The sequence below is a fragment of the Enterococcus sp. 2STP genome, from assembly GCF_032465635.1.
Lineage (GTDB): Bacteria > Bacillota > Bacilli > Lactobacillales > Enterococcaceae > Enterococcus_B > Enterococcus_B lactis.
Genome location: NZ_JAWDJH010000007.1, coordinates 83205 through 105293, shown reverse-complemented (window position 1 = coordinate 105293; position 22089 = coordinate 83205). Strand labels below are relative to the sequence as shown.

The following is a 22089-nucleotide window of genomic DNA, read 5'->3' as shown; positions in this document are numbered from 1 at the left end:
CTTCTTTCTGTATAAAAAACAAAGCAAATTTTTATCTAGAACTTATAGAAAACCAATTAAATCTTTACTTCAGGTGTCCTATAATCATTTTGAAAGCGTTTTTATAAAATTGGGAGGGATGCTTCAAATGAAAAATAGAAGATTGCTTCAATTTAGTTTATTTTTAGGTGTACTGTATGGGATTTTCTTATCCGTTTCCATTGATGCTTGTACGACGGTTTTAGTAGGAAAAAATGCTTCAGTAGATGGATCAACGATGATTGCTAGAAATGAAGATCTGAACACGGCTTGGTCCAAACACTTTGTTGTCAGAAAAGAAAATACGAATCCTTCACATTTTGTATCAAAAGGGAATGGATTTACCCTTGATCTTCCGAAAGAACAGCTGAAGTACACAGCGACCCCAGAATGGGATACGTCAGAAGGATTATTTGAAGAAGATGGTATCAATAGCAAGAACGTTGCAATGAGCGCTACTGAATCAGCTACGACAAAGGAAGAGATATTGAAAAAAGATCCATATACTGCGCATGGTATCGCAGAAGACTCTATGTTGACAGTGATCCTTCCTTATATTGATTCAGCAAGAGCAGGAGTAGAACGATTAGGAAAAATCGTTGCTAAGCAAGGAGCTGCAGAGACAAATGGTGTGATTTTCTCTGATAAAAATGAAATCTGGTATATGGAGATACTTAGTGGTCATCAGTGGGCAGCTGTCAAAGTTCCAGATGACTGTTATGCAGTTATTCCTAATATGTTGTCAATTGATTCATTTGATTTGAAGGACAAAGATTCTTATCTTTGTTCAGCAGATTTAGAATCTTTTTTAGAAAAGAATCAACTGATAAATACGAAACGGGATATTTCTTTAAGAGACATATTTGCAGATAAGTCAAAGGATGAAAAATACAATCTTCCTAGGATATGGGATGCACAGAGAAAACTGACACCTTCAAAGAAACAAAAAATAACAAACCGTTCATTTGAGATGTTCGTCAAACCAGATAAACCTATTTCAATTGCAGAAACAGCTTATATCATGACATTACACTTTAATGGTACTGAATATGATACCATCGAAGGGACAAAGCCAGATAAGTATCGTCCAATCTCTGTGCCGAATACGATGGAATCTCATATTCTACAGATAAGAAACAATGTACCAGAAGAAATCAGTGGTATCCATTGGTTAGCGTTGGGGATTCCTGATACAAGCAATTATATACCATTTTATAGCAATATAAGCGAGACACCCGAAGCTTATCAAAAAGGAACAGATATGCCAGATGATATTTCTGCTTACTGGACATATCGGTTGACGAACATCTTGACGAAGCCATACTATAGTGATTTCAAGAAAAATATTACTTTACCAACTCGCCAAAAAGTTCGAGACCATCTATCGAAAGAGTTAGCAAGTACAGACCAACAAGCAAGAGAATTAATAGTAAATCATCCCGAAAAATTAACGGATTATTTGAATCAAAAAACACAAAGTTTTGCTGATTATGCTATAGATGCTTATCAGAAAATGAACCAGGAGCTGATTGTAAAGATGTCAGAAAAGACAGCTACACATCATGACAAAGATTTATAACATGTGGCTCAGCATTTTTAGCTAATAAAAAGCCTGCTTTTCAGCGTAGTAGATGATCGTTAGACATCTAAACATTGCTGCAAGCAGGCCTTATTTAATTGCTTTTCGGAATGGTAACGGTGAAAGTCGAACCTGTTCCAAGATGACTGTCTACAGTAATCGTCCCATGAAGGAGCTGCACGTAGTCTTTTACAATCGCTAACCCTAGTCCGGTCCCGCCTGAATGCCGGCTTCGCGCCTTGTCTACGCGGTAAAAACGCTCAAAGATCCGTTCCTGATCCTCAATGTCGATACCTATACCAAAGTCTTGGACAGAAAACGATAATTCATCTGTTGCCTGATAACGGATAATGATCTCGCTGTCGTTTTTTGAGTATTGGACAGCATTTTCAATCAGATTTTTGAGGATTGGATAAAGGATATCTGTTTTAGTAGTAAATGGTTCGTTCTTTCCAATCAATCGAATCGTCAACCGTTTCTTTTCGATGATTGGCTGATAATTTTGAACGATTTGCTGGAAATAAGGTTCTGTATAAATCGTCTGGATCTCGTAAGAATTCTCACCGTCTTTTGACAGCTGGATGATTTCCCGAATCAATTTATCTAACCGAATCGCATCTTTTTGCATGATCTCAAGAAAAGAAGTCAGAGTTTGCGGGTCATCTTTTGCACCATCCAGTAAAGTCTCGGTAAAACCAATCAGTGAAGTCACAGGAGTTTTTAATTCGTGAGAGACATTGCCAACGAAATCCTTTTGTAGCTTTTCTAAACGTCGCACTTTCGTTAAGTCATACGCCACCCCTAGAATCTGTCCGGTACCTTCTGAATTAGTAAAGTAGCGCAAGCTCAAGTCTAATGTCTGTCGTCCTTCAGTGATGGTGATCTCCTGATGGATCAGCGGATGCTCAGGAGTCACTTGGTGAATCAGCTGAATGAGTTTTGGCTCTTGGATGACTTCTGTGTACCGTTGTTCGGGTTCATAGCTTGTCACGTTTAAATGCAACTGCATCTTTGGATTAAGCAGTAGCAAACGAGAATCAGCATCATCAATCAGGAATACGCCTATCATCAGTTCATTTAATAATGTGTACAATTGTTCTTCTGTTGTAGTATACGCTCGATACATCTTACTCATTTGTTCGCTCAGCGCATTGATCGTCTGATACAATTCCTCCCATTGGTCAGGTGTCTGCATGATTACTTCTGCTTGGTTTGGATTTTGTACCATTTTTCTAAGAACAGGCAGGACAGTTTTCAAAGGCTGATTTTTTTGGTAGATCAGGTAATAGATCATTCCTGCAAGAACAAGGAAGAAAGACAGAAAGAAGAAAAAGACCCAACGGCGAAAACTTTCCGTTCTCGGTAAAAATCCGCTTGTCGGTTCTGCGATACGTAAAATGGCTTCTAACTGGCCTCCTTTTTTGACTGGTAATGCGACGTATAAAAGATCCTCATTCAAAGTAGTACTTTTGCGCAAAGCGCTACCTAGGTTCCCACCATTCAATACAGCTTTTATTTCTGGACGAGAACTTCGCTGTTCATTCAATGTTTCATTGTTTGTGTCAAATAAGATTTTTCCAGTAGCATCCATTAAAGTGATCCGTTCGTTCGACTGATGGACGAATTCTTCCAAAGCAGTTTTGTTTTGCGCCGCTTGGAGGTTTTCGAAATCTAATTGCCGGATCAGTAGTTGTGCTTTTTTTGTCAGGTAGCTTTCTTGCTGTTCGACGATCTGTTGTTGGAAATAATGGGAGATCAATTGCCAACCACCAAAAAATAAACTAATCAAAAGAATAAGAAAGAAGAGACGTTCATAAACTTTTTTCCATTTCATCGTTTTGGTTCCTGAAACTTATAGCCAAATCCTCTAACAGTCACCAAGTACTTTGGATGTTTTGGATCTCGTTCGATTTTTTCTCGCAAATGACTAACGTGCACATCTACGATTCGGCTTTGTCCTGCAAAGTCAAAATTCCAAATGCGGTCTAGCAATGTGTCGCGATCGATCACACGGTCTTTTCGTTTCATGAAATAAACGAGTAATTCAAATTCTTTCGGTGTGAGTTCAATCAGATGATCGTCTACGGTGACTTGATAATTGGTCAAATCAGCAGTGATTTGTCCAATCGATAGATATTCAGGTTCAGCTTCATCTTTTGATTGCTTACGAGGTTCGATCCGTCTGAATATGGCTTTCATACGGGCTAATACTTCACGTGGACTAAATGGTTTGGTCAAATAGTCGTCAGCACCTATCTCCAGACCAATGATCCGATCCACTTGATCATCTTTAGCCGTCAGCATCAAAATCGGTGTTTCATTTTTTTCTTGACGCAGCCGCTGAGTGATCTCCATGCCATCCATCGTTGGAAGCATCACATCTAAAATGATGAAATCAAATGATTGTTCTAATGCTAATTCTAATCCTTCGCCTCCATCTGCGGCACTGGTTACCTTATAGCCTTCTTTTTCCAAATTGAACGTCAAGAGCGTCACAATAGAAGGTTCATCATCAACAACTAGTATTTTTTTCATTCAAATCTCCTTTAAATAGGTTTCATTCTGTTTATATTTTAGCATAGAATCAGTACAAGGGGCTATTTTACAAAAGAAATAAATGGTATAATAGGAAGGCACTTTGCTGAATAGAAAGGAAGAGCAGTCAATGATTGGAATCAGTGCATGTTTAGGCGGTCTAGCCTGTCGCTATGATGGACAGAAAAAAGAAGTACCAGAATTGATGAAACTAGTTGAAACTGGCGAAGCTGTCATGGTCTGTCCAGAAGTAATCGGTGGATTGCCAATCCCTAGAGATCCTGCTGAAATCATTGGTGGAAATGGGTTCGATGTGTGGGAAGATCAAGCAAAAGTATGGACGACAAGCGGCGAAGATGTAACGGAAGCGTACAAAAACGGCGCGATTAAAGCATATCAAAAATTGCAGGAAAAGCACATTGATCTAGTCATCATGAAGGAAAAAAGCCCTTCATGCGGGACCCATTCGATTTATGATGGAAGCTTTTCTGGAATAACAAAAAATGGCGCGGGAGTGGCCACTGCTTATTTTATTCAGCAAAAAATGACTGTGCTCTCTGATGAAGAATGGCTGAAAACTAGAGGTGAGCAGAATGGAAATCGAAAAGACCAATCGAATGAACGCGCTCTTTGAATTTTATTCGACCTTATTGACAGAAAAACAAATGAACTACATGGAGTTATATTATGCAGATGATTTTTCATTAGGTGAGATCGCGGAAGAATACGAAGTAAGTCGACAAGCAGTATATGACAATATCAAGCGGACAAGCAAAATCTTGGAGGATTATGAAAAAAAACTCCATCTGTTCTCTGATTATATTGTCCGAGAACAGATATTAGAAAAGATGACCGCATATATTACAGATAAGTATCCGGAAGATAAAAAACTGCTTGAATATGTACAGCAAATTCAAGCAATCGAAGAATAAATAAAAGGAATGAAGAAAATATGGCATTTGAAAGCTTAACTGAACGTCTCCAGCAGGCGATGGGAAAACTAAGAAAAAAAGGGAAAGTATCAGAAGCTGACGTAAAAGAAATGATGCGGGAAATCCGCCTTGCCTTACTAGAAGCCGATGTTAACTTGCAAGTAGTCAAAGACTTTACTAAACGCGTACGCGAACGTGCGGTAGGGGCAGAAGTGCTGGAAAGTTTATCACCAGCACAACAAATCGTAAAAATCGTTGATGAAGAATTAACGATCACACTTGGTTCTGAAACAGCAGAGTTAAATAAATCACCAAAAATACCAACTGTTATCATGATGGCTGGTCTACAAGGGGCAGGTAAAACAACTTTTACCGGTAAATTAGCGAATTATTTAAAGAAAAATGAAAATGCTCGTCCGCTCCTAATCGCAGGGGACGTATATCGGCCAGCAGCGATCGACCAATTGAAAGTATTAGGTCAACAGCTAGATGTTCCTGTATTTGACATGGGGACAGAAGTCAGCCCGGTAGAAATCGTTCGTCAAGGGATGGAGTTAGCAAGAGAAAAGAAAAACGACTATGTATTGATCGATACGGCAGGACGTCTGCACATCGATGAAACATTGATGGATGAGTTGAAACAAATCAAAGAATTGACTCAACCAAATGAGATCTTGCTAGTTGTCGATGCCATGACTGGTCAAGATGCCGTCAATGTAGCTGACAGCTTCAATCAGCAATTAGGGATTACTGGAGTCGTCATCACTAAACTTGATGGGGATACTCGAGGCGGGGCAGCCTTATCGATCCGCTCAGTGACAGGTGCACCAATCAAATTCATCGGTTCTGGTGAAAAATTGACTGACTTAGAAGTATTCCACCCAGATCGTATGGCTAGCCGTATCCTTGGTATGGGGGATATGCTGACACTGATCGAAAAAGCGCAGCAAGACTATGATGAGAAAAAAGCGGAAGAACTTGCACAGAAGATGCGGGAAAACTCATTTGATTTCAATGACTTTATTGAACAACTCGATCAAGTGATGGGGATGGGCCCACTGGAAGATCTAATCAAAATGATCCCAGGAATGAATCAAGTCCCTGGAATCGAAAACGTCAAGGTAGATCCAAAAGACGTTGAACGCAAAAAAGCGATGGTTTATTCTATGACACCAGCAGAAAGAGCAAATCCTGATCTGTTGAATCCAAGCCGTCGTCGCCGAATTGCTGCCGGTTCTGGAAACAGTGTGGTTGAAGTAAACCGAATGATCAAGCAATTCAAGGAATCAAGAAAAATGATGCAACAAATGTCCAAAGGGGATATGAACATCCCAGGTATGGACCAAATGTTTGGTTCAGGCGTCAAAGGAAAACTAGGCAAAATGGCGATGAATCGAATGATCAAGAAAAATAAGAAGAAAAAGAAAAAACGGAAATAAGATGAAAAAAACAGCTTCGGTACAGACTGAAAATGTCTACTGCCGGAGCTTTTCTATCAGCAATTTTTATTCTTTACTGATACAATTACTCTAAACGAAGAGGTGGCACAAATGAGATGTCCGTGGAGTGAACAAACAGAAAGTATGCGGCAATATCATGATACTGTCTGGGGTGTTCCTGAACATGATGACCAAAAGCTGTTCCGAAAATTGATGCTCGACATCAATCAGGCAGGATTGAGTTGGCAGACGATTTTAAATAAAAGTGACGCATTCGATGAAGCATATGATCAATTCGATATCCAAAAAGTCGCAAATTATGGAGAAACAAAAATGAGCGAACTAATGGAAAACAAAGGAATTATTCGGAACCGCAGAAAAATCGAAGCAGCTGTCCAAAACGCTAAAGCAGTCTTGAAGATTCAAGAAGAATTCGGCAGTTTTTCTGAGTATCTTTGGTCGTTTTCTAATGGAAAAATCGTTGATTCTTCTTATCATTCACAAGAAGAAGTCCCGACAACAAGTCCTCTTTCAGATGAATTAGCAAAAGATCTAAAGAAAAGAGGATTTAAATTTATTGGCAGTACGACAATCTATGCTTTTTTAGAAGCAGTCGGGATCATCAATGATCACCTTGACAGTTGTTTCCGCAAAGAAGAGGTCGTACGTATCGGCAGAAAATAAAGAAAGGGCGAATAAAACATGCGAAAAATCATATTTTATGGCGCTGTAAGTTTAGATGGTTATTTGGCAACGAAAACGGATGACCTTCAATGGCTTTTTGACACTCCGACAGGTGAGCAAACCACTTATGAAGCTTTTTATGAAACAATCGATACGACCATCATGGGCAGGAAAACTTATCAAGAAGCAAAAAAATATTTGGAAACCGAAGCAATTTATCCAGAGAAAAAGAATTTCGTTTTTTCAACCAATGCACAATTACAATTGCCAGATGCTGAGGTCGTACACGAAGAGCCTGTTGCTTTTCTAAAAAATCTACAAATGGCAGAAGGAAAAGATATCTGGGTCGTGGGTGGCGGTCGATTGATCAAACCGTTAGTAGAACATCAAATGATTGATGAATGGTATATCCAGATTGCCCCTGTATTATTAGGGGACGGAATCCCTTTATTCCAAAAAGGAACCTATGAAGCACGTTTTGAATTGCTAGATACGACACGATTCGGTGAATTTATCGAATTACATTATGTACGAAAGTAGAAGCAAATAAAACAAAAGAAGCGTGAGACAAAAGTGTTCTTTACTTTTGTCTCACGCTCTAAACACGTATAAACGGCGGAAGCAGAAGCAACTCCTTCGGAAATAAGCTGAAATTCACAAAAATTTGAAAAGCAATTTTCGTGAATTCCTTCTTATTTCTTGGAGTTAAACGCTTCTGTCCCAGCCTCTTTTTTTAATTGTTCTGATTTTATTCTGCTAATTTGTTAGAAAAATCTAGATACGCATCTAAAATCGTTTGGAAGAAACTTAATGTTCCTTCAACGATATTGCCGTTTTCATCAATTAGATTCGCAACGTTTCCGATATATGCTTCCGGTTGTTGCAAGGTTGGCACATTCAAAAAGACAAGTGATTGGCGTAGATGGTGGTTTGCGCCAAAGCCGCCAATCCCACCTGGTGATGCAGTAACGACTAAACCTGGTTTATGATCCCAAACACTGTGTCCATAAGGTCTTGAGCCTACATCTAAAGCATTTTTCAATACTGCTGGCACAGAGCGGTTGTATTCAGGAGTAACGAAAACGACACCGTCTAATCCGCTCACTTCCTCACGAAAACGAGTCCATTCAGCAGGAGCTTTTTCTGGGGTTTCAAGATCCTCATTGTAAAATGGCAGATCATCGAATTTTACAAATACACTTTCGTACCCTTCAGGAAGCAATTTCGCAAAAGCTTCTGCTACTTTTTTGTTGTAAGAATCTTTTCTTAAACTACCAATAAAAAATCCAATTTTTTTTGTCATACGATTTTTCCTCCTTCAAACTATCTATAATAATCTTACAAAAAATAAGTAACTGGAGCAAATAAAAACACTTACTGGCAAAAGTTTCGTTTTAGTTGACAAATGATCGCGAAGTATCGTTAGTCTCCATTGCCAACCCTCTTAGAAAGTCTATATAATGAAGAAAAAGGAGGGATAAGATGGAAGAATTATCATTATCGAAAAATGTAGCAAATTTACGAAAGAAAAAAGGCGTGACTCAAGAAACTCTAGCTGAATTCATAGGTGTGACAAAAGCTTCTGTTTCCAAATGGGAGACAGGCCAAAGTATGCCTGATGTACTCATATTGCCTAAATTAGCCAGTTTTTTTGATGTGTCTGTTGATGAACTGCTCGGCTATCATCCTCAATTGACGAAAGAGCAAATCAGACACTTTTATCAGCAGTGGACCACCGCTTTTTCTGAAGAGCCCTTTGAATATGTGATGGAGGACTGTAGAAAAGCGGTCAAACAATATTACTCATGTTATCCTTTTCTTCTACAAGTAGTCGTTTTGTGGTTGAATCATTTTATGCTAACAAAGGATCTGGAGGAACAACAAGTAATTCTGTCTGAAGCAGAAGCGTTATGTACGAAAATCGTTGAAGAATCAACAGAATTATCTCTATGCAATAATGCTTCTTTGTTAAAAGTAGCGGTCATGCTCCAGTTAGGCAAACCAGAAGAAGCTTTATCTGAAATCGAAGAAAAAGCGGACCCTTATCGTTTTGCCCAGCAAAGCGACACCTTACTTATCCAAGCGTACCGAGCCGCTGGTCAAACAAAAAAAGCGGTAAGCTATACTCAATTCAGTATGTTTTCTCATTTAATCAATCTCGTATCTTCAGCCACTCATTATCTATTGATTCAAATCATTCAATTACCGGTTATAGAAGAAACTGTCAATAGAATAGATGCTGTGATCCAAGCATTCAACCTGACGGCGGTCCATCCCAACAGTTGTGCTCAATTTTCTTACGCTGCAGCCTGTGCGTATGCGAAACATGAAAAAGAAGAACAAGTAATAAAGTGTTTAAAACAGTTTGTGGATTTGACACTTATACTTTTAAGCGAGGAAGGCAGGATCCTTCATGGTGATAGGTATTTTGATGAGATAACTGAGATATTTGAAGGAGCAGATCTTGGGGTACAGCAAATAAGAGACACGAAAATCATCAGGGAAGGGGCATTGAGTGCATTAGAAAATCCGATTTTTCAACAAATTGAAAGATCAAAAATTGAAAAACTAAAAAAACGATTGGCGGGCGAGTAATATGAGCATCAAAGAATTTCTTCCGTTTTTAATTCCTTTAATCATTGTACAGTTTGGATTACTTATTTATGTACTTCATCATATCTTTACACATTCTGCATATAAACATGGAAATCGAATGATATGGGTGATTATTGTTATTGTTGGTATGCAGTTCATCGGCCCTGTCCTTTATTTGATTTTTGGCAAGGAGGATGCGTAGTGGCTATCTTGACACTTGAAAAAGTCTCAAAGTCTTTTGGTACAAACAAATTGCTGGATGATTTATCTTTTTCTGTAGAAAAACAGACGATTTTTGGTTTCATCGGTAAAAACGGTGCTGGAAAAACGACAACTATGAAACTGATCTTAGGTCTTATCAAAAAAGACAGCGGAACGATCCGAGTGAACGGAAAAGAAGTAGAGTACGGACAAACAACGACCAATCAAGAAATCGGCTATTTAGCTGATGTACCGGTTTTTTATGATTATATGACCGCTTCTGAGTATTTGATCTTTTGCGGCGAACTCACAGGAATGCCTAAACAGCGGATAAAGGAAAAAACCAATGAACTGTTGTCACTTGTCGGTCTGTCGAATGAAAAGAAGCGGATCAAAAAATTTTCCAGAGGGATGCGACAACGTTTAGGGATTGCTCAAGCATTGTTGAACGAGCCCAAATTACTCATTTGCGATGAACCAACTTCTGCTCTTGATCCTGTTGGTCGAAAAGAAATCTTAGATATCTTATCCTCTGTGAAAGAGCAAACGACGATTTTATTTTCTACTCATATTTTATCTGATGTGGTGCGTATCTGTGACAAAGTTGCTTTTTTGGATAATGGAAAAATCGTGTTGTCTGGATCAGTGGACGAATTGAAAAAGCAAACAAATGCTAGTGGGTTTGAGATCGTATTTTTTTCCAAAAAAGAGTGCGAACAATTTGAAGAGCTTTTACCTGGAGGGATGATCCGAAGTGAACTGCGTATAGCTTATCCACAAAAAAGTAAAGAAGAAATGCTTTTTGCTATGGATTTGCTAGCCAAATATCAATTGCCAGTCCAATCGGTCCAGATGGAAGAACCTACGCTAGAAAAACTCTTTTTGGAGGTCGTTCAATCATGAGACAACTCATTGCCTTCGCCAAAAAGGAGCTGAAGGAAAACTGGCGTACTGGAAAAATCATCACGCTAAGTGCGCTCACAGTGATTTTCGGTATAATGAATCCATTGCTAGCTAAATTGACTCCTTATTTAGTGCAAACTATGTCAACAACTCTGGCAGAGTCAGGGATTTCTGTTCAGAAAATCACAGTTGATGCAACGACTTCATGGACACAATTTTATAAAAATATTCCGATGTTGCTGATTTTCTTCCTTCTTTTATTCAGCGGGATATTGACAAGCGAATACCAAAACGGAACAATCATCAACTTGCTGACAAAAGGGATGAAACGCTGGAAGATATTTCTGTTGAAATGGATCATGGGTATACTGTTTTGGAGTGTCAGCTATTGGTGCTGTTATAGTATTACGCTAGCATACACGATTTATTATTGGGACCAGTCGATTATCTCCCATCCTTTATTTATCAGTTTTACTTATTATTTTTTTGGCTGTTGGCTTTATTCATTGATTTTATTTTATTCAGCTTTTCTTTCTTCCAATTATGCGGTTCTGTTGGCTAGTGGGGGAACGGTCATTCTGAGTTATGGTGCTGGGTTGTTCTCTAAAGTAGCAGAATATGTACCGACTTATTTGATTTCTTCCTCAAATTATCTTACGAAAGAAATCCACCTTACAGATTATACTCAGTCATTAGCAGTGTCATGTTGTTCTATCGTCATATCCATCGTAGCTGGGTGGCTTGTTTTTAACAAAAAAGAAGTCTAAAATCTGCTATTTCCTAAAAAAAATCGAATTTAATCAAGCTGTAAAGAAAAAAAGCTTTACAGGGTAAAAAAAAACTGTTACACTACATCTTGTGAATAAAACAATGGAGGTGGAAATAAATAATGGCAGTTAAAATCCGTTTAAAACGTATGGGTTCTAAAAAGAGTCCTTTTTACCGTATCGTCGTAGCTGATTCACGTTCTCCTCGTGATGGACGTTTCATCGAAACTGTAGGTACTTACAATCCTTTGAAAGACCCTGCAGAAGTAGTTTTAAAAGAAGACTTAGTTCTTGACTGGTTATCAAAAGGTGCACAACCTTCTGACACTGTACGTAACATCCTTTCAAAAGAAGGCGTTATGCAAAAACACCACGAAGCTAAATTCTCAAAGAAATAAGGTGACCGGATATGAAAGATTTAAGCGACTTAGTCTTAACAATCGTTCGTCCGCTAGTCACTTATCCTGATCAAGTCAAGTTAGATGTCGTAGAGTCGAAAGATTTTTACGAGTACAACCTAACAGTGGCACCTGAAGATATTGGCCGTATCATCGGAAAACAAGGGCGTGTTGCCAAAGCAATCCGCACGATCGTTTACGGTGTTCGGATCAATGCACCAAAAAAAGTGCGTTTGAATATCATCGATGATAAGGAAAAGTAAATAAACGTGCTGTACTCGAATTTTCGAGTACAGCTTTTTTGTTTTTTTATTAATTGAAGAAATGATTATTTGGCAAAAGAAGCAAGAAAGCGTATCCTTATAATAGGAGGGAGTGAGCAGATAATGAGAAATACTATGTTATTTATTCCGTTTGTCTTATTGTTAAGCGCCTGTAGTTTGATTACTGAAAGATCAGACAATACGCAACCATCAAGCAGTACATCTGAAACTGTTACAAGTACAGAAAAAAGTAGTACTAAAACGGCTTCATCTACTGAACAAACAAGGACTACCTCAAATAATGAGGAAAAGACTGCTTTAAACCAATTGAAAGAACAACAACCAAACGTGCCCATGCCTTTAGATATACCGATTTCTTCTGGCTATCTCAATGTCGCAGCGGCACAAACAAAGCAAGGCTATTCTATTTTATATTACGGATCAGATCGTCCCCTCAGGTTGAATGCTGACGAATTGAATCAAGAAACGCCTATTGCAACTTATCTCTATCAATATGGATTTGCTTCTAGTCAAGAAACGATACAAGTCTTGCAGCCATTTGAGATCGATACAAATGGGCAGAAAATGGATTTAGGTCATCAAATCACGGGGTATCAGCAAGGAGCAGCAGGTTCAAGCTACCTTGAATGGCAAGAAGGAAATTGGCGTATTCGGATCCGTGGGAATAATATTGATGGTCAAGAACCCTTGCCGTTAGCTAAAGAAATCGTAGCCTATTTGGAAGAAAACAGGCTGCCAGCACCTGAACAATTTGGTAAGATAACTATTGATATGGGAGATACGACGAATCGAGCCGTAGAAGTAAGTTGGCAAGAACCGAAAAATGTCTATACGATCACTCGTCAAGACCCTATGGCTGCATTGAAGATGGCAGTTTCTATGAAGAAGCCATGACAGAAGTGCTGAGCTTCAAGAAATAAGAAGTCATCAAAAACAGTACGCCACATTTTTGCAATAAATTTGGCTTAATACCCTAAAAGAAAACTAGAATTGCCTCTCCGCACATGCTAAAATAAAACAGACAAAAAAGAAATGGGGATATAAGTTGACTGAATACTTGAATGTAGGAAAAATCGTAAACACACAAGGTATCAAAGGTGAAGTCCGTGTGATCTCAACAACGGATTTCCCAGAAGAACGTTACAAAAAAGGGACGGTGCTGACATTATTCCAAGATGGAAAAGCACCTATTGAATTAACGGTCAAAAGTCATCGTAAACATAAAAATTTTGACTTATTGAGTTTTGAAGGTCATCCTTCCATCAACGATGTGGAAAAATATCGGGATGGCATATTGAAAGTGTCAAAAGACAACTCTGTAGATCTAGATGAAAATGAATTCTATTACCACGAGATCATCGGTTTGCGTGTGGTGGAAGAAGATGGAACGGAACTAGGTAAAGTAAAAGAAATCTTGTCACCAGGCGCTAATGATGTTTGGGTCGTTCAACGTCCGAAAAAGGCTGATATCTTGCTTCCATATATCGCTTCTGTCGTCAAAGAAGTTGATTTAGAAGCTGGAGTGATCCGTGTAGAAATTCCAGAAGGACTGATTGACGATGAAGATTGATGTATTGACTTTATTTCCACGAATGTTTGAAGGTCCTATGGGTGAATCCATCATCGGCAAGGCTGTAGATAAAGGTTTATTAGACATCAATATCTCTAACTTCCGCGACTATTCAGATAATAAACATCAGACAGTAGACGACTATCCATATGGCGGAGGAGCAGGTATGTTGCTTAAAGTCCAGCCAATCTATGATAATATCCAAGCAATTGAACAAGCTGCACCTGATGTCAAGAAACGAGTCATCCTTCTTGATCCAGCTGGTAAACGATTCGATCAGAAAATGGCAGAAGAATTTTCACAAGAAGAACACCTGGTATTCATTTGTGGTCACTACGAGGGGTATGATGAACGTATCCGCACATTAGTGACAGATGAAGTTTCCTTAGGGGATTATGTCCTTACTGGGGGAGAATTAGGTGCGATGGTCATGATCGATGCAACAGTTCGGCTGTTGCCAGATGTGTTAGGCAATCAGACTTCTGCCCAAACCGATTCTTATTCAACTGGTCTATTAGAACATCCCCAATATACTCGTCCAGCAGAATATAAAGGGATGAAAGTACCAGAAGTATTGACAAATGGAAATCATAAATTGATTGAAGAATGGCAATTAAAAGAGTCGCTAAGAAGAACCTATCAACGCCGACCTGATCTCTTGGAAACACTTGAATGGACGCCTCAAATGACGAAATTTTTAGAAGAAATCAAGAAAGAAGAGCAAGAAAAAACAGCAGATGTAGCCAAGTAACTTTTTCTAAAATCTTCTTTACAGTAGATTGATAGTATGTTAGTATTTTATGGTGAGTGCTCAAGCACTTAACTATTACGATATTCCGCTGTGAGAGAAGCTCATAAGAATATTTGGAATAAGGAGAAGAAAACCATGAATCCATTAATCGAAGAATTAACAAAAGACCAATTACGTTCTGACATCCCAGCGTTCCGCCCTGGTGACACTGTGCGTGTTCACGCAAAAGTTGTCGAAGGTACTCGTGAACGTATCCAGTTATTTGAAGGTGTTGTTATTAAACGCCGCGGTGCTGGAATCAGCGAAACTTATACAGTACGTAAAGTTTCTAACGGAGTGGGCGTTGAGCGTACATTCCCATTGCACACACCACGTGTTGCAAAAATCGAAGTAGTTCGCTACGGTAAAGTACGTCGTGCAAAATTGTACTACCTACGTGCATTACACGGAAAAGCTGCTCGTATCAAAGAAATCCGTCGTTAATCATTGTTATCAGACAGAGAAAGAACCCTTGGTATTCAAGGGTTCTTTTTTTGTTCTTATCATGTAATGCAATATTCTTGATTCAGTATTTTTTAATTACTCGACTGGGCGAATAACTTATTAGGATGAGTCTATCGACAAATATTAGTAAAAAAAAGAGCCATATGATAATATCTTTCTTGAGAGTAACCGCTTTAACAAAAAAATATAGAATATTCTAACATAAATGGAGTATTCTTAGAATCAAAAGGAGAAAGAAGATGATTTATACTTATACGGAGCAAGAGAAAATGAAAGTTTTGGAGACATTTATGAAGGATGGAAAAGTAAAACAAGTACCAAGCGCAACAAAAAAGAAATACATCCTGCTGAAAGAAGTCTTGAAACGATTCGAACATGGAGTAATTTATACAGAAACAGAAGTCAATTCGATATTGATGGACGTATTTTCTAGTGCTGATTATGTCGAACAAAGGCGTTACCTAATCACATTCGGTTTTTTCAAAAGAAGTTCGGATGGTCGAGCGTATCAGTTGATGGGAAATGAAAATTAGAAGTTTTGATGTATACTAATTGAAAAAAATTCAAGTATGCGGCGTAGAACCAATGTCGCATACTTGAATTTTTTTTGTCATCTGTATCTATAATACAAAACCAAGAACGTTATTCAAAATATGGATAGCCATGATAAAAGCTAATGAGCGATTCGCAGTTAAATAAGCAATCGTCAGTAAAATCGTTCCAGGAGCGTACATGAAAAAATCAATTGGATGCGTTACATGAATAAATGTAAATAGAAAAATAGAAATCAAAGAAGACAAAATTAAACCAATAGATTGAGAAAGCCAATTAATTAAAAGATGACGAAAAATAAGTTCTTCTAAAATCGGGCCAAAGAAAGCAAAAACAATCAAAGTCAAAAATAGCGGCGTTTGTTTTCCTAATTGCGATAAATATTCCTGATTGGCTGATTGGTTAGTAGGACCTAAAATGTGTTGCATGAAGACATCTACTAAAAAGATCAAGCCTACCCAAAAAAATATACTAGCAATTCTCAGCCAAGTTTTTTCTTTGAAATAAGAAAAACTTTCTATGATCTCTTTACGAAACAAAATGATTCCAATAATAGAAGGAATACATAAGTTAACCGCGAACACAACAAACTCTGAATGTATTAAATCACTGTTCGTTACCATAGATAATAAGGCTAATGGAAGGATCCCTAATTGAAATCCTATGAATAAAAAATAAAGAATGAATAAAGATAATTCTCTTTTATTTGTACGAATAAATGTCAAAACGTACCTCCTAAAATTAGATTTTGGACAAATGTCCTTTAAAAAGATAACAAGATTTTGTTCTTGAAACAATATATATGCTTTTATTCTTCCCCCCTAGCTTCCAAAATTAAGCAATACTTCAATTCATCAAGTTTTATCTTTTTTTTTTAATAATCGTAAAAAAAGAGTATTTTTTATTTAAAAATAAATCTTTTCTATTAAGCGTGAGGAATAGAATAATCTTAGAATAAAAAGAGAATAGAAATGATCCAAACTTTCCATGCATCAATAAAATAGTAAAAATTAGATTTTGAATAACGTGCACGTGCTTATTTGATAACGTTTTTTTATTGAGAGGAGGGATGAAAATGATCAAGAAAACTCAAAACAAAATCCAACGTATATGTCAAAAACATTTTGATTCTAGACTAAAAGCTGTATCTCGAAGAAAACACTTGCGTTCCATTGCAGTTTCGATAATCGTGATTCTTACTTTCTTAGGAAGTTTATCCAATAGGAATGTAACCGTTTATACAGAAACGTCAAGTTTTGCTAACCAAACGACAGAGGAGACAAATAGTCCACCCCATTCTGAAATACAGTCAACAGAAAGTACCGATCAGTCTAGCAACAACGAGACAACCTCAACCACATCCTCGACTCAGCTGATTGATCCGACAGAAAAAGAAATTGCAGCAGCAAAAGCAGCAGGGGAAAAAGCTTATTCAGAAACAGGTAGAAGTCAGACATTCAGTGCTGTTGCGGCCACTGCGAATTTCAACGGACATACCATACCAGATGGATATACAGTGATATATGCCAAAGATGGAGTCATTGTTGCGGTTAACGGAACGATGAGTGCGGATAAAACCATGTTACAAGGTGTTACCAAAGCAATCGCTTTTATTGATAACCGTCCAGATATCCATAATCTGTTTATTGGCTCTACGGTAAATGGTACTACTACCACCTTCCCAAAAAGTATCTATATGGGGGTGGCTACCGCTGGAAATACGATCGATTCCGTTACACCCAATGCGGATAAAAGTTATTCTTTTACACCCTCAACATGGGGAGGGCTTCCTGCCGGAGGAGGTATTAGTACTTTTTCAATCGGTATACAGTTAGCAAACGATATTCCATTCACAGGGTACTCGATCAAAAATGGACAGATCGTTGATAACAAGGGGAATATTTCAGTTGTTCCAACCTATCAAGCAGCGGCGGTTCAGGTCAATGCAAACCAACCTGGAACATTCTCTTATACTGTTAATGGCGGGATAGCACAAACTGGAACATACGGGACTACACTATCTGGAATCCATGTGGGGGACAAAGTGGTTATTATTCCAACAGCAGTAACGGGCTATTCTTTTGCACAAACAAACGGTTCTTTCACAGCCCTAGAAAGTAACGTCGATACGGTGACCTATACAGGCAAACAAACACCAATCACTATTAAGTATCAAGACTATTTTGGACAGACGATTGCTCCTTCTAAAATAATGAATCTTACTTACGGAAGTGCTGCACAAGACCTGACGACTAATGTGCCTACTATCAGCGGATATACCTTTACAGCTGTTTCAGCGACAGAAACAAAGAACCAATCAGCAACGAGTGTTTCAGCTAGTTTAGATACAAATGGAAATGTAATCGTAAAGGACGCAAATGGAAAACAGATTTCTGAAGTCATCCTATATTATAAGACAAATGCAACAGTATCAATCAATGCAAATGGCAGTAAGTACTATGATGGTCTTTCTGTTGTACCGATCGTTAAATATACCTTTAATGATAAAACAGAATCAACATCCCTTTTAAACAACGATCTTAGTATTGATCAAATCACATGGAATCCAACTGATTTCAAAGCGATGAATGAAAAGGGAGTTGAAGTAACTGCGCCTACTGAAATTGGAACCTATACGTCTTGGCAATTGACAGAAAGCGGATTAGCTAAACTAGCTGCCAGAACAAACTATCTATTTACTATCGTGCAGACATCTGATATCTATACGATCAAGCCAATCAGCGGTACGGTAGAGCTCGGTGGCAGTAAGACATATGATGGAAAAGCAGGAATCCCGTCGATCCATGTCAAGCTAGCAGAAGGTGTCACCAGTTCGGTTACTCCAATGCAAGTGACCCTTAGCAACACGGACTACACAGTAGATGCACAATCAGCAAAAAATATGGTTGATGTTGGCAGCTATGCAATTAAATTAACGAAAAGCGGGATAGATAAAGTCAAAGCAGCAAATCCCAAGATGTCATTTACTGATATAGCTAACACATCAGGAACCTATACCATCAATAAAGCTGATGCAGTGATTACTGTCGATGACGCTGCCTTTAATTATGATGCCCAAAGTCACTCGATACCGGTTGGAAATGTCCACGTTACTGGTGTTGTCTCAGGCGAAGCATTGGATTATACACTAACAGCTAACAGCCGGACAGATATCGGAACACAAATAGTAACGATTAGTTTAGGGGAAGGAACTGTAAACAATAATTATTCGATTACCTCAACAGATACCGCTGAGTTGACGATCAATCCGACTCTCTTGCTTCCTTCGACAGGCGGGATAGGTCTACTGCCCTTTGTCTTTTTAGGAATGATTTTTATTTTTTCTGGCTTCTTTTATTTTATCCATCGTAAGAGAAAAGCAGGTGAACAGCGATGAAAAAAACAAAAAACGTACGTGTGGATAGGTTTGCCGTTCTCTTTTTTATCCTACTGGGATTTTTTATTGGTTCTCCGACTGTGTCAGCCAGAGAATCATCTATTACATTTACTTTGCATAATCGAATGTTCGAAAGCGAACAGATGCCCAGTATCAGTCAAAACGACGGAATGGCTAGTCCAGATAACTTTCAGGAGGCAAAAGGGTTGAACGGTGTTACTTTCGCTATATATGATGTCTCGGATGAATTTTACAAGCTGCGGTCAGAAGGAAGTAGTATAGAAGACGCACAAAGAAAACTAGCACAGAAAAGTGACAGTGGAAAAATACTGGCAGAAAGTGTGACAAAAACAGTAGACGGGGAAGAGGGCATTGCTTCTTTTCGTGTATCGGACAAAGATGAGCAAGGTCGTGACGCTGTTTACCGATTTGCGGAAATAAAATCTTCAGATCAAGTAAAAGAAAAATCAGCACCATTTGTCGTCGTGCTTCCTGTGACAGATTCATCTAATCATAAATTGACGACCATCCACTTGTATCCCAAGAGCGAACAAAAAATACCTGCTGCACTCACATTAACAAAAAAAGTAGAGAACAAGCAGACAGATTTTGCAGATGGGGATAAAGTACCTTATCTCATCACTACCACAATTCCTGAGAACATCAACGAGATAGGAACCTATACGATCACAGATACAGCTGATCCTCAGTTGTGGCTAAAACCAGAAACGATCGATCTTTTGATTGGTGGAGAAAAGATTCATACATTTCATACACAAAAAACAAAACATGGTTTTGTATTATCAGATTCTGGAAAAGATCTCAGTTCGTTTGCTGGGAAAAAATTAACGATCCGTTACCAAATGTCATTGAAAGAAAACAGTGAAAAAACGACATTTGACAACGAGGTACGTTTGACGACTGACAATCAAACAGTAGAAACACATCTTGCCATCCAAACAGGCGGCAAACAATTTGTCAAAGTGGATCGGCAGACGAAACAAAGACTGGCAGATGCTCAATTTCTAGTCAAAAGAGATAACCAATATTTAGCGCAAGAAAATGGGATAAATCACTGGGTAGCCAAAGATGATCCGAGAGCAACGATTTTTACTTCCGGTAAAGATGGAACATTTTCTGTCCATGGTTTGTCTTTTGGAAGCTACGAACTAGTTGAGATCAAGCCGCCTAAAGGATATGTATGGAGTCCAGCACCAATTCTCTTTGAAGTTGAAGAAGGCAGTTATGATCCGCTTCATCCTATACCATTGGAAATCATCAACGAACCAGAAGCAAATCGGACAAATAACGGAAAAACGCCAGTTCAGATGCAGACGAATGGCCCATCAAATGAAAAAAGTGGAGGAAGTTTTCCGAAAACAAACGAAGAGATGCTTGGAGGTTTTTCAATCTTAGGGTTGTTGCTAGTCCTTTCAACAGGGACAGCTTGGTTTTATAAAAAACAACAAAAAGGAAACAATAGGAGGGAAATAAAATGAAAAACATCAAAACAAAAATATGGGCACTTCTAGGAACTACTATTATGTTGCTTCCTTTCGTTCTCAGCCTAGGAACTGCAGATGTTTCTGCAGCCGTATCACCTACACCAGAAAATGTCACGGTTAATTTGCATAAATTGAAATTCACTTCAGCACCAGAGAATCAAATAAACAACGGAACGGAATTGACATTTCCGAATAGTGAACCGTTGAACGGCATAGAATTCAACGTATATGATATCACTGCTACGTACTATCCAAGTAAAGATACAGCAGTTCCAGCAGACGCTACACCCTTTGCAAGTGTAACGACTTCTGGTGAAGGATTAGCTAACTTGACTCTTCCAGGTAAATCTGATGGGAAAGATGCTGTATACGTCTTTGTAGAAACACCAAAACCTGGTGTCGAAACGTCGCCAAATATCGTGTTAAGCTTACCCTTTTACAACCCTGATTCATCAGACCCTGACAAACCTTTAGACACGATTCATCTATATGCTAAAAATGTCATCAAAGAAAGCAAGATCAAAATCCAAAAAGCTGGGAACTTTTCAGGGGTAGATAAGTTAGCAGGGGCGCAATTCCAGATCAAAAATTCAGACAATCAATTTGTGACTGGTTTTGATGAAAACACTGGTGTCGCTCTTTATGGTCCTGCCGAAACAGCATTGACATTCACAACTAATACTGAAGGATCCATCAGTGTCAATGGGTTACTAGACGGCAATTATACTTTAGTTGAAACAAAAGCACCAGATGGTTATCAATTGACCAATCCACAAAAAGAAACCTCATTTGTAGTAGAAAACGGAAAATTGCAACAAACAACCGGAATCATCCATGGCGCGGATGAAGCCGATCTTGGGAATCCAAACGGTGTAGTCAATCGGGAAAATACAACTACGGATAACACGATTACTGTAGAAAATGTCCAAAACTACGGTGATTTCCACTTCATCAAACAAGATGTGAACACGCAAGAAAAATTAGCCGGTGCAGAATTTTCTATTCTAAGAGCAAAAGATCCAACTGTTAAATTAATGAAAAAAATAGCAAACCTTGCCTCAGGAGAATACCCATATGCTTGGTCAGATGAAGTCACAGGTTCTGACTGGGAAGAAGTGAAATTGATTTCTGATTCAGAAGGGGAATTTTCAATCGAAGGGCTGAAACAAGGGGCATACTGCCTTCAAGAAACAAAAGCACCAGAAGGCTACGCATTACCTAAGAATGAAGCTGCGTACACTGAATTTACAGTAGATGATGATCCAACAACTTCTGATGAAACAACGATCGATAACCAACCTAAAGGAATCTTGCCTTCAACTGGTGGTATGGGGATCATCGTATTCATCTTGGTAGGTATTGCTTTAGTTGGAGGAGCAGTGATCTACTTCAAAAAACGCCATCAAGAAACAGAAGCTTAAACTATTGGAAACAAAAATCATACGATAAATAAACGACAGTGATTCAAATGGGGA

At 38.5% G+C, this 22089-nt stretch carries 24 protein-coding genes; 20 read left to right on the top strand and 4 right to left on the bottom strand.

Going from position 1 to position 22089, the window contains the following annotated elements; genetic code table 11:
* Positions 1–127: 127 nt before the first annotated feature.
* Positions 128–1597 carry a C69 family dipeptidase gene (locus RWU19_RS01890; RefSeq protein ID WP_123837711.1) on the top strand — a complete coding sequence of 490 codons (1470 nt, stop codon included), beginning with the start codon at positions 128–130 and terminating at the stop codon, positions 1595–1597.
* Positions 1598–1691: 94 nt separating this feature from the next.
* Here the strand turns inward: RWU19_RS01890 and RWU19_RS01885 are convergent, their stop codons facing one another.
* Together RWU19_RS01885 and RWU19_RS01880 are read right to left on the bottom strand one after the other, a co-directional pair.
* Positions 1692–3431, bottom strand: a complete 1740-nt coding sequence (locus RWU19_RS01885) for an ATP-binding protein (protein WP_123837712.1) — start codon at positions 3429–3431, stop codon at positions 1692–1694.
* Positions 3428–4132 carry a response regulator transcription factor gene (locus tag RWU19_RS01880; protein WP_002291606.1) on the bottom strand — a complete coding sequence of 235 codons (705 nt, stop codon included), beginning with the start codon at positions 4130–4132 and terminating at the stop codon, positions 3428–3430. The genes RWU19_RS01885 and RWU19_RS01880 overlap by 4 nt, the downstream gene beginning before the upstream one ends.
* A 130-nt stretch (positions 4133–4262) precedes the next feature.
* On the opposite strand from RWU19_RS01880, the gene RWU19_RS01875 reads away from it, so the two are divergent.
* From RWU19_RS01875 to RWU19_RS01855, 5 genes are all read left to right on the top strand, one after another.
* Positions 4263–4766, top strand: a complete 504-nt coding sequence (locus RWU19_RS01875) for a DUF523 domain-containing protein (protein ID WP_123837713.1) — start codon at positions 4263–4265, stop codon at positions 4764–4766.
* Positions 4726–5064 carry a putative DNA-binding protein gene (locus tag RWU19_RS01870; protein ID WP_002291603.1) on the top strand — a complete coding sequence of 113 codons (339 nt, stop codon included), beginning with the start codon at positions 4726–4728 and terminating at the stop codon, positions 5062–5064. The genes RWU19_RS01875 and RWU19_RS01870 overlap by 41 nt, the downstream gene beginning before the upstream one ends.
* Before the next feature lie 20 nt (positions 5065–5084).
* Positions 5085–6503 (top strand): signal recognition particle protein, encoded by a 1419-nt coding sequence (gene ffh / locus RWU19_RS01865; protein WP_002291602.1) that lies wholly within the window; start codon positions 5085–5087, stop codon positions 6501–6503.
* A 111-nt stretch (positions 6504–6614) separates the two neighbouring features.
* Positions 6615–7187, top strand: a complete 573-nt coding sequence (locus RWU19_RS01860; RefSeq protein WP_002320324.1) for a DNA-3-methyladenine glycosylase I — start codon at positions 6615–6617, stop codon at positions 7185–7187.
* Between the two features lie 18 nt (positions 7188–7205).
* Positions 7206–7727 (top strand): dihydrofolate reductase family protein, encoded by a 522-nt coding sequence (locus tag RWU19_RS01855; protein ID WP_002320325.1) that lies wholly within the window; start codon positions 7206–7208, stop codon positions 7725–7727.
* A gap of 208 nt (positions 7728–7935) precedes the next feature.
* On the opposite strand, the gene RWU19_RS01850 is transcribed toward RWU19_RS01855, so the two are convergent.
* Positions 7936–8490 carry an NADPH-dependent FMN reductase gene (locus tag RWU19_RS01850; RefSeq protein ID WP_002290264.1) on the bottom strand — a complete coding sequence of 185 codons (555 nt, stop codon included), beginning with the start codon at positions 8488–8490 and terminating at the stop codon, positions 7936–7938.
* 179 nt (positions 8491–8669) lie between these two features.
* Here RWU19_RS01850 and RWU19_RS01845 point away from each other — a divergent pair, with 179 nt between their 5' ends.
* From RWU19_RS01845 to RWU19_RS01795, 11 genes are all read left to right on the top strand, one after another.
* Positions 8670–9782 (top strand): helix-turn-helix domain-containing protein, encoded by a 1113-nt coding sequence (locus RWU19_RS01845; protein WP_123837714.1) that lies wholly within the window; start codon positions 8670–8672, stop codon positions 9780–9782.
* Position 9783: 1 nt separating this feature from the next.
* Entirely contained in the window at positions 9784–9984 is a 201-nt protein-coding gene (locus tag RWU19_RS01840) for a PLDc N-terminal domain-containing protein (protein ID WP_002290267.1), read from the top strand.
* A complete protein-coding gene (locus RWU19_RS01835; protein ID WP_316002614.1) occupies positions 9984–10886 on the top strand; it encodes an ABC transporter ATP-binding protein in 903 nt (300 codons plus the stop codon). The genes RWU19_RS01840 and RWU19_RS01835 overlap by 1 nt, the downstream gene beginning before the upstream one ends.
* A complete protein-coding gene (locus RWU19_RS01830) occupies positions 10883–11653 on the top strand; it encodes an ABC transporter permease subunit (RefSeq protein ID WP_316002615.1) in 771 nt (256 codons plus the stop codon). Before RWU19_RS01835 ends, RWU19_RS01830 begins: the two co-directional genes overlap by 4 nt.
* Positions 11654–11775: 122 nt before the next feature.
* Positions 11776–12051 (top strand): 30S ribosomal protein S16, encoded by a 276-nt coding sequence (rpsP, locus tag RWU19_RS01825; protein WP_002290274.1) that lies wholly within the window; start codon positions 11776–11778, stop codon positions 12049–12051.
* Between the two features lie 11 nt (positions 12052–12062).
* Positions 12063–12314: a KH domain-containing protein gene (locus RWU19_RS01820; RefSeq protein WP_002290277.1), complete on the top strand. Its 252-nt coding sequence runs from the start codon at positions 12063–12065 to the stop codon at positions 12312–12314.
* A gap of 123 nt (positions 12315–12437) precedes the next feature.
* Complete coding sequence (locus RWU19_RS01815; RefSeq protein WP_047929500.1) at positions 12438–13229, top strand: hypothetical protein; 792 nt, start codon at positions 12438–12440, stop codon at positions 13227–13229.
* 151 nt (positions 13230–13380) lie between these two features.
* Positions 13381–13905, top strand: coding sequence for a ribosome maturation factor RimM (gene rimM, locus RWU19_RS01810; protein WP_002290281.1), 525 nt, complete (start codon positions 13381–13383; stop codon positions 13903–13905).
* Positions 13895–14656, top strand: a complete 762-nt coding sequence (trmD, locus tag RWU19_RS01805) for a tRNA (guanosine(37)-N1)-methyltransferase TrmD (RefSeq protein WP_002313567.1) — start codon at positions 13895–13897, stop codon at positions 14654–14656. The genes rimM and trmD overlap by 11 nt, the downstream gene beginning before the upstream one ends.
* A 135-nt stretch (positions 14657–14791) precedes the next feature.
* A complete protein-coding gene (rplS, locus tag RWU19_RS01800) occupies positions 14792–15139 on the top strand; it encodes a 50S ribosomal protein L19 (RefSeq protein ID WP_002290284.1) in 348 nt (115 codons plus the stop codon).
* Between the two features lie 260 nt (positions 15140–15399).
* Positions 15400–15693 carry a DUF2087 domain-containing protein gene (locus RWU19_RS01795; RefSeq protein ID WP_002335881.1) on the top strand — a complete coding sequence of 98 codons (294 nt, stop codon included), beginning with the start codon at positions 15400–15402 and terminating at the stop codon, positions 15691–15693.
* Between the two features lie 87 nt (positions 15694–15780).
* Here RWU19_RS01795 and RWU19_RS01790 read toward each other — a convergent pair whose 3' ends face one another.
* Positions 15781–16437 carry a CPBP family intramembrane glutamic endopeptidase gene (locus RWU19_RS01790; protein WP_024635493.1) on the bottom strand — a complete coding sequence of 219 codons (657 nt, stop codon included), beginning with the start codon at positions 16435–16437 and terminating at the stop codon, positions 15781–15783.
* Between the two features lie 344 nt (positions 16438–16781).
* Here RWU19_RS01790 and RWU19_RS01785 point away from each other — a divergent pair, with 344 nt between their 5' ends.
* The 3 genes from RWU19_RS01785 to RWU19_RS01775 are packed head-to-tail and all read left to right on the top strand — an operon-like array spanning position 16782 to position 22035.
* Complete coding sequence (locus RWU19_RS01785; protein WP_316002616.1) at positions 16782–19109, top strand: MBG domain-containing protein; 2328 nt, start codon at positions 16782–16784, stop codon at positions 19107–19109.
* Entirely contained in the window at positions 19106–20608 is a 1503-nt protein-coding gene (locus RWU19_RS01780; protein WP_316002617.1) for a SpaH/EbpB family LPXTG-anchored major pilin, read from the top strand. Before RWU19_RS01785 ends, RWU19_RS01780 begins: the two co-directional genes overlap by 4 nt.
* The gene (locus tag RWU19_RS01775; RefSeq protein ID WP_316002618.1) at positions 20605–22035 is read left to right on the top strand and encodes a SpaH/EbpB family LPXTG-anchored major pilin; all 1431 of its coding nucleotides are present in this window, start codon (positions 20605–20607) and stop codon (positions 22033–22035) included. The genes RWU19_RS01780 and RWU19_RS01775 overlap by 4 nt, the downstream gene beginning before the upstream one ends.
* The last annotated feature ends 54 nt before the right edge of the window (positions 22036–22089 follow it).

What these genes read in the sequence shown, in the direction of transcription:
- RWU19_RS01890 (WP_123837711.1), top strand. Translation starts at nt 128, where the DNA reads ATGAAAAATAGAAGATTGCTTCAATTTAGTTTATTTTTAGGTGTACTG.
- RWU19_RS01820 (WP_002290277.1), top strand. Translation starts at nt 12,063, where the DNA reads ATGAAAGATTTAAGCGACTTAGTCTTAACAATCGTTCGTCCGCTAGTC.
- RWU19_RS01855 (WP_002320325.1), top strand. Translation starts at nt 7,206, where the DNA reads ATGCGAAAAATCATATTTTATGGCGCTGTAAGTTTAGATGGTTATTTG.
- RWU19_RS01795 (WP_002335881.1), top strand. Translation starts at nt 15,400, where the DNA reads ATGATTTATACTTATACGGAGCAAGAGAAAATGAAAGTTTTGGAGACA.
- RWU19_RS01870 (WP_002291603.1), top strand. Translation starts at nt 4,726, where the DNA reads ATGGAAATCGAAAAGACCAATCGAATGAACGCGCTCTTTGAATTTTAT.
- RWU19_RS01885 (WP_123837712.1), bottom strand. Translation starts at nt 3,431, where the DNA reads ATGAAATGGAAAAAAGTTTATGAACGTCTCTTCTTTCTTATTCTTTTG.
- trmD (WP_002313567.1), top strand. Translation starts at nt 13,895, where the DNA reads ATGAAGATTGATGTATTGACTTTATTTCCACGAATGTTTGAAGGTCCT.
- RWU19_RS01850 (WP_002290264.1), bottom strand. Translation starts at nt 8,490, where the DNA reads ATGACAAAAAAAATTGGATTTTTTATTGGTAGTTTAAGAAAAGATTCT.
- RWU19_RS01785 (WP_316002616.1), top strand. Translation starts at nt 16,782, where the DNA reads ATGAAAATGATCAAGAAAACTCAAAACAAAATCCAACGTATATGTCAA.
- RWU19_RS01775 (WP_316002618.1), top strand. Translation starts at nt 20,605, where the DNA reads ATGAAAAACATCAAAACAAAAATATGGGCACTTCTAGGAACTACTATT.
- RWU19_RS01815 (WP_047929500.1), top strand. Translation starts at nt 12,438, where the DNA reads ATGAGAAATACTATGTTATTTATTCCGTTTGTCTTATTGTTAAGCGCC.
- RWU19_RS01830 (WP_316002615.1), top strand. Translation starts at nt 10,883, where the DNA reads ATGAGACAACTCATTGCCTTCGCCAAAAAGGAGCTGAAGGAAAACTGG.
- RWU19_RS01875 (WP_123837713.1), top strand. Translation starts at nt 4,263, where the DNA reads ATGATTGGAATCAGTGCATGTTTAGGCGGTCTAGCCTGTCGCTATGAT.
- RWU19_RS01880 (WP_002291606.1), bottom strand. Translation starts at nt 4,132, where the DNA reads ATGAAAAAAATACTAGTTGTTGATGATGAACCTTCTATTGTGACGCTC.
- rpsP (WP_002290274.1), top strand. Translation starts at nt 11,776, where the DNA reads ATGGCAGTTAAAATCCGTTTAAAACGTATGGGTTCTAAAAAGAGTCCT.
- RWU19_RS01845 (WP_123837714.1), top strand. Translation starts at nt 8,670, where the DNA reads ATGGAAGAATTATCATTATCGAAAAATGTAGCAAATTTACGAAAGAAA.
- RWU19_RS01860 (WP_002320324.1), top strand. Translation starts at nt 6,615, where the DNA reads ATGAGATGTCCGTGGAGTGAACAAACAGAAAGTATGCGGCAATATCAT.
- ffh (WP_002291602.1), top strand. Translation starts at nt 5,085, where the DNA reads ATGGCATTTGAAAGCTTAACTGAACGTCTCCAGCAGGCGATGGGAAAA.
- rplS (WP_002290284.1), top strand. Translation starts at nt 14,792, where the DNA reads ATGAATCCATTAATCGAAGAATTAACAAAAGACCAATTACGTTCTGAC.
- RWU19_RS01780 (WP_316002617.1), top strand. Translation starts at nt 19,106, where the DNA reads ATGAAAAAAACAAAAAACGTACGTGTGGATAGGTTTGCCGTTCTCTTT.
- RWU19_RS01840 (WP_002290267.1), top strand. Translation starts at nt 9,784, where the DNA reads ATGAGCATCAAAGAATTTCTTCCGTTTTTAATTCCTTTAATCATTGTA.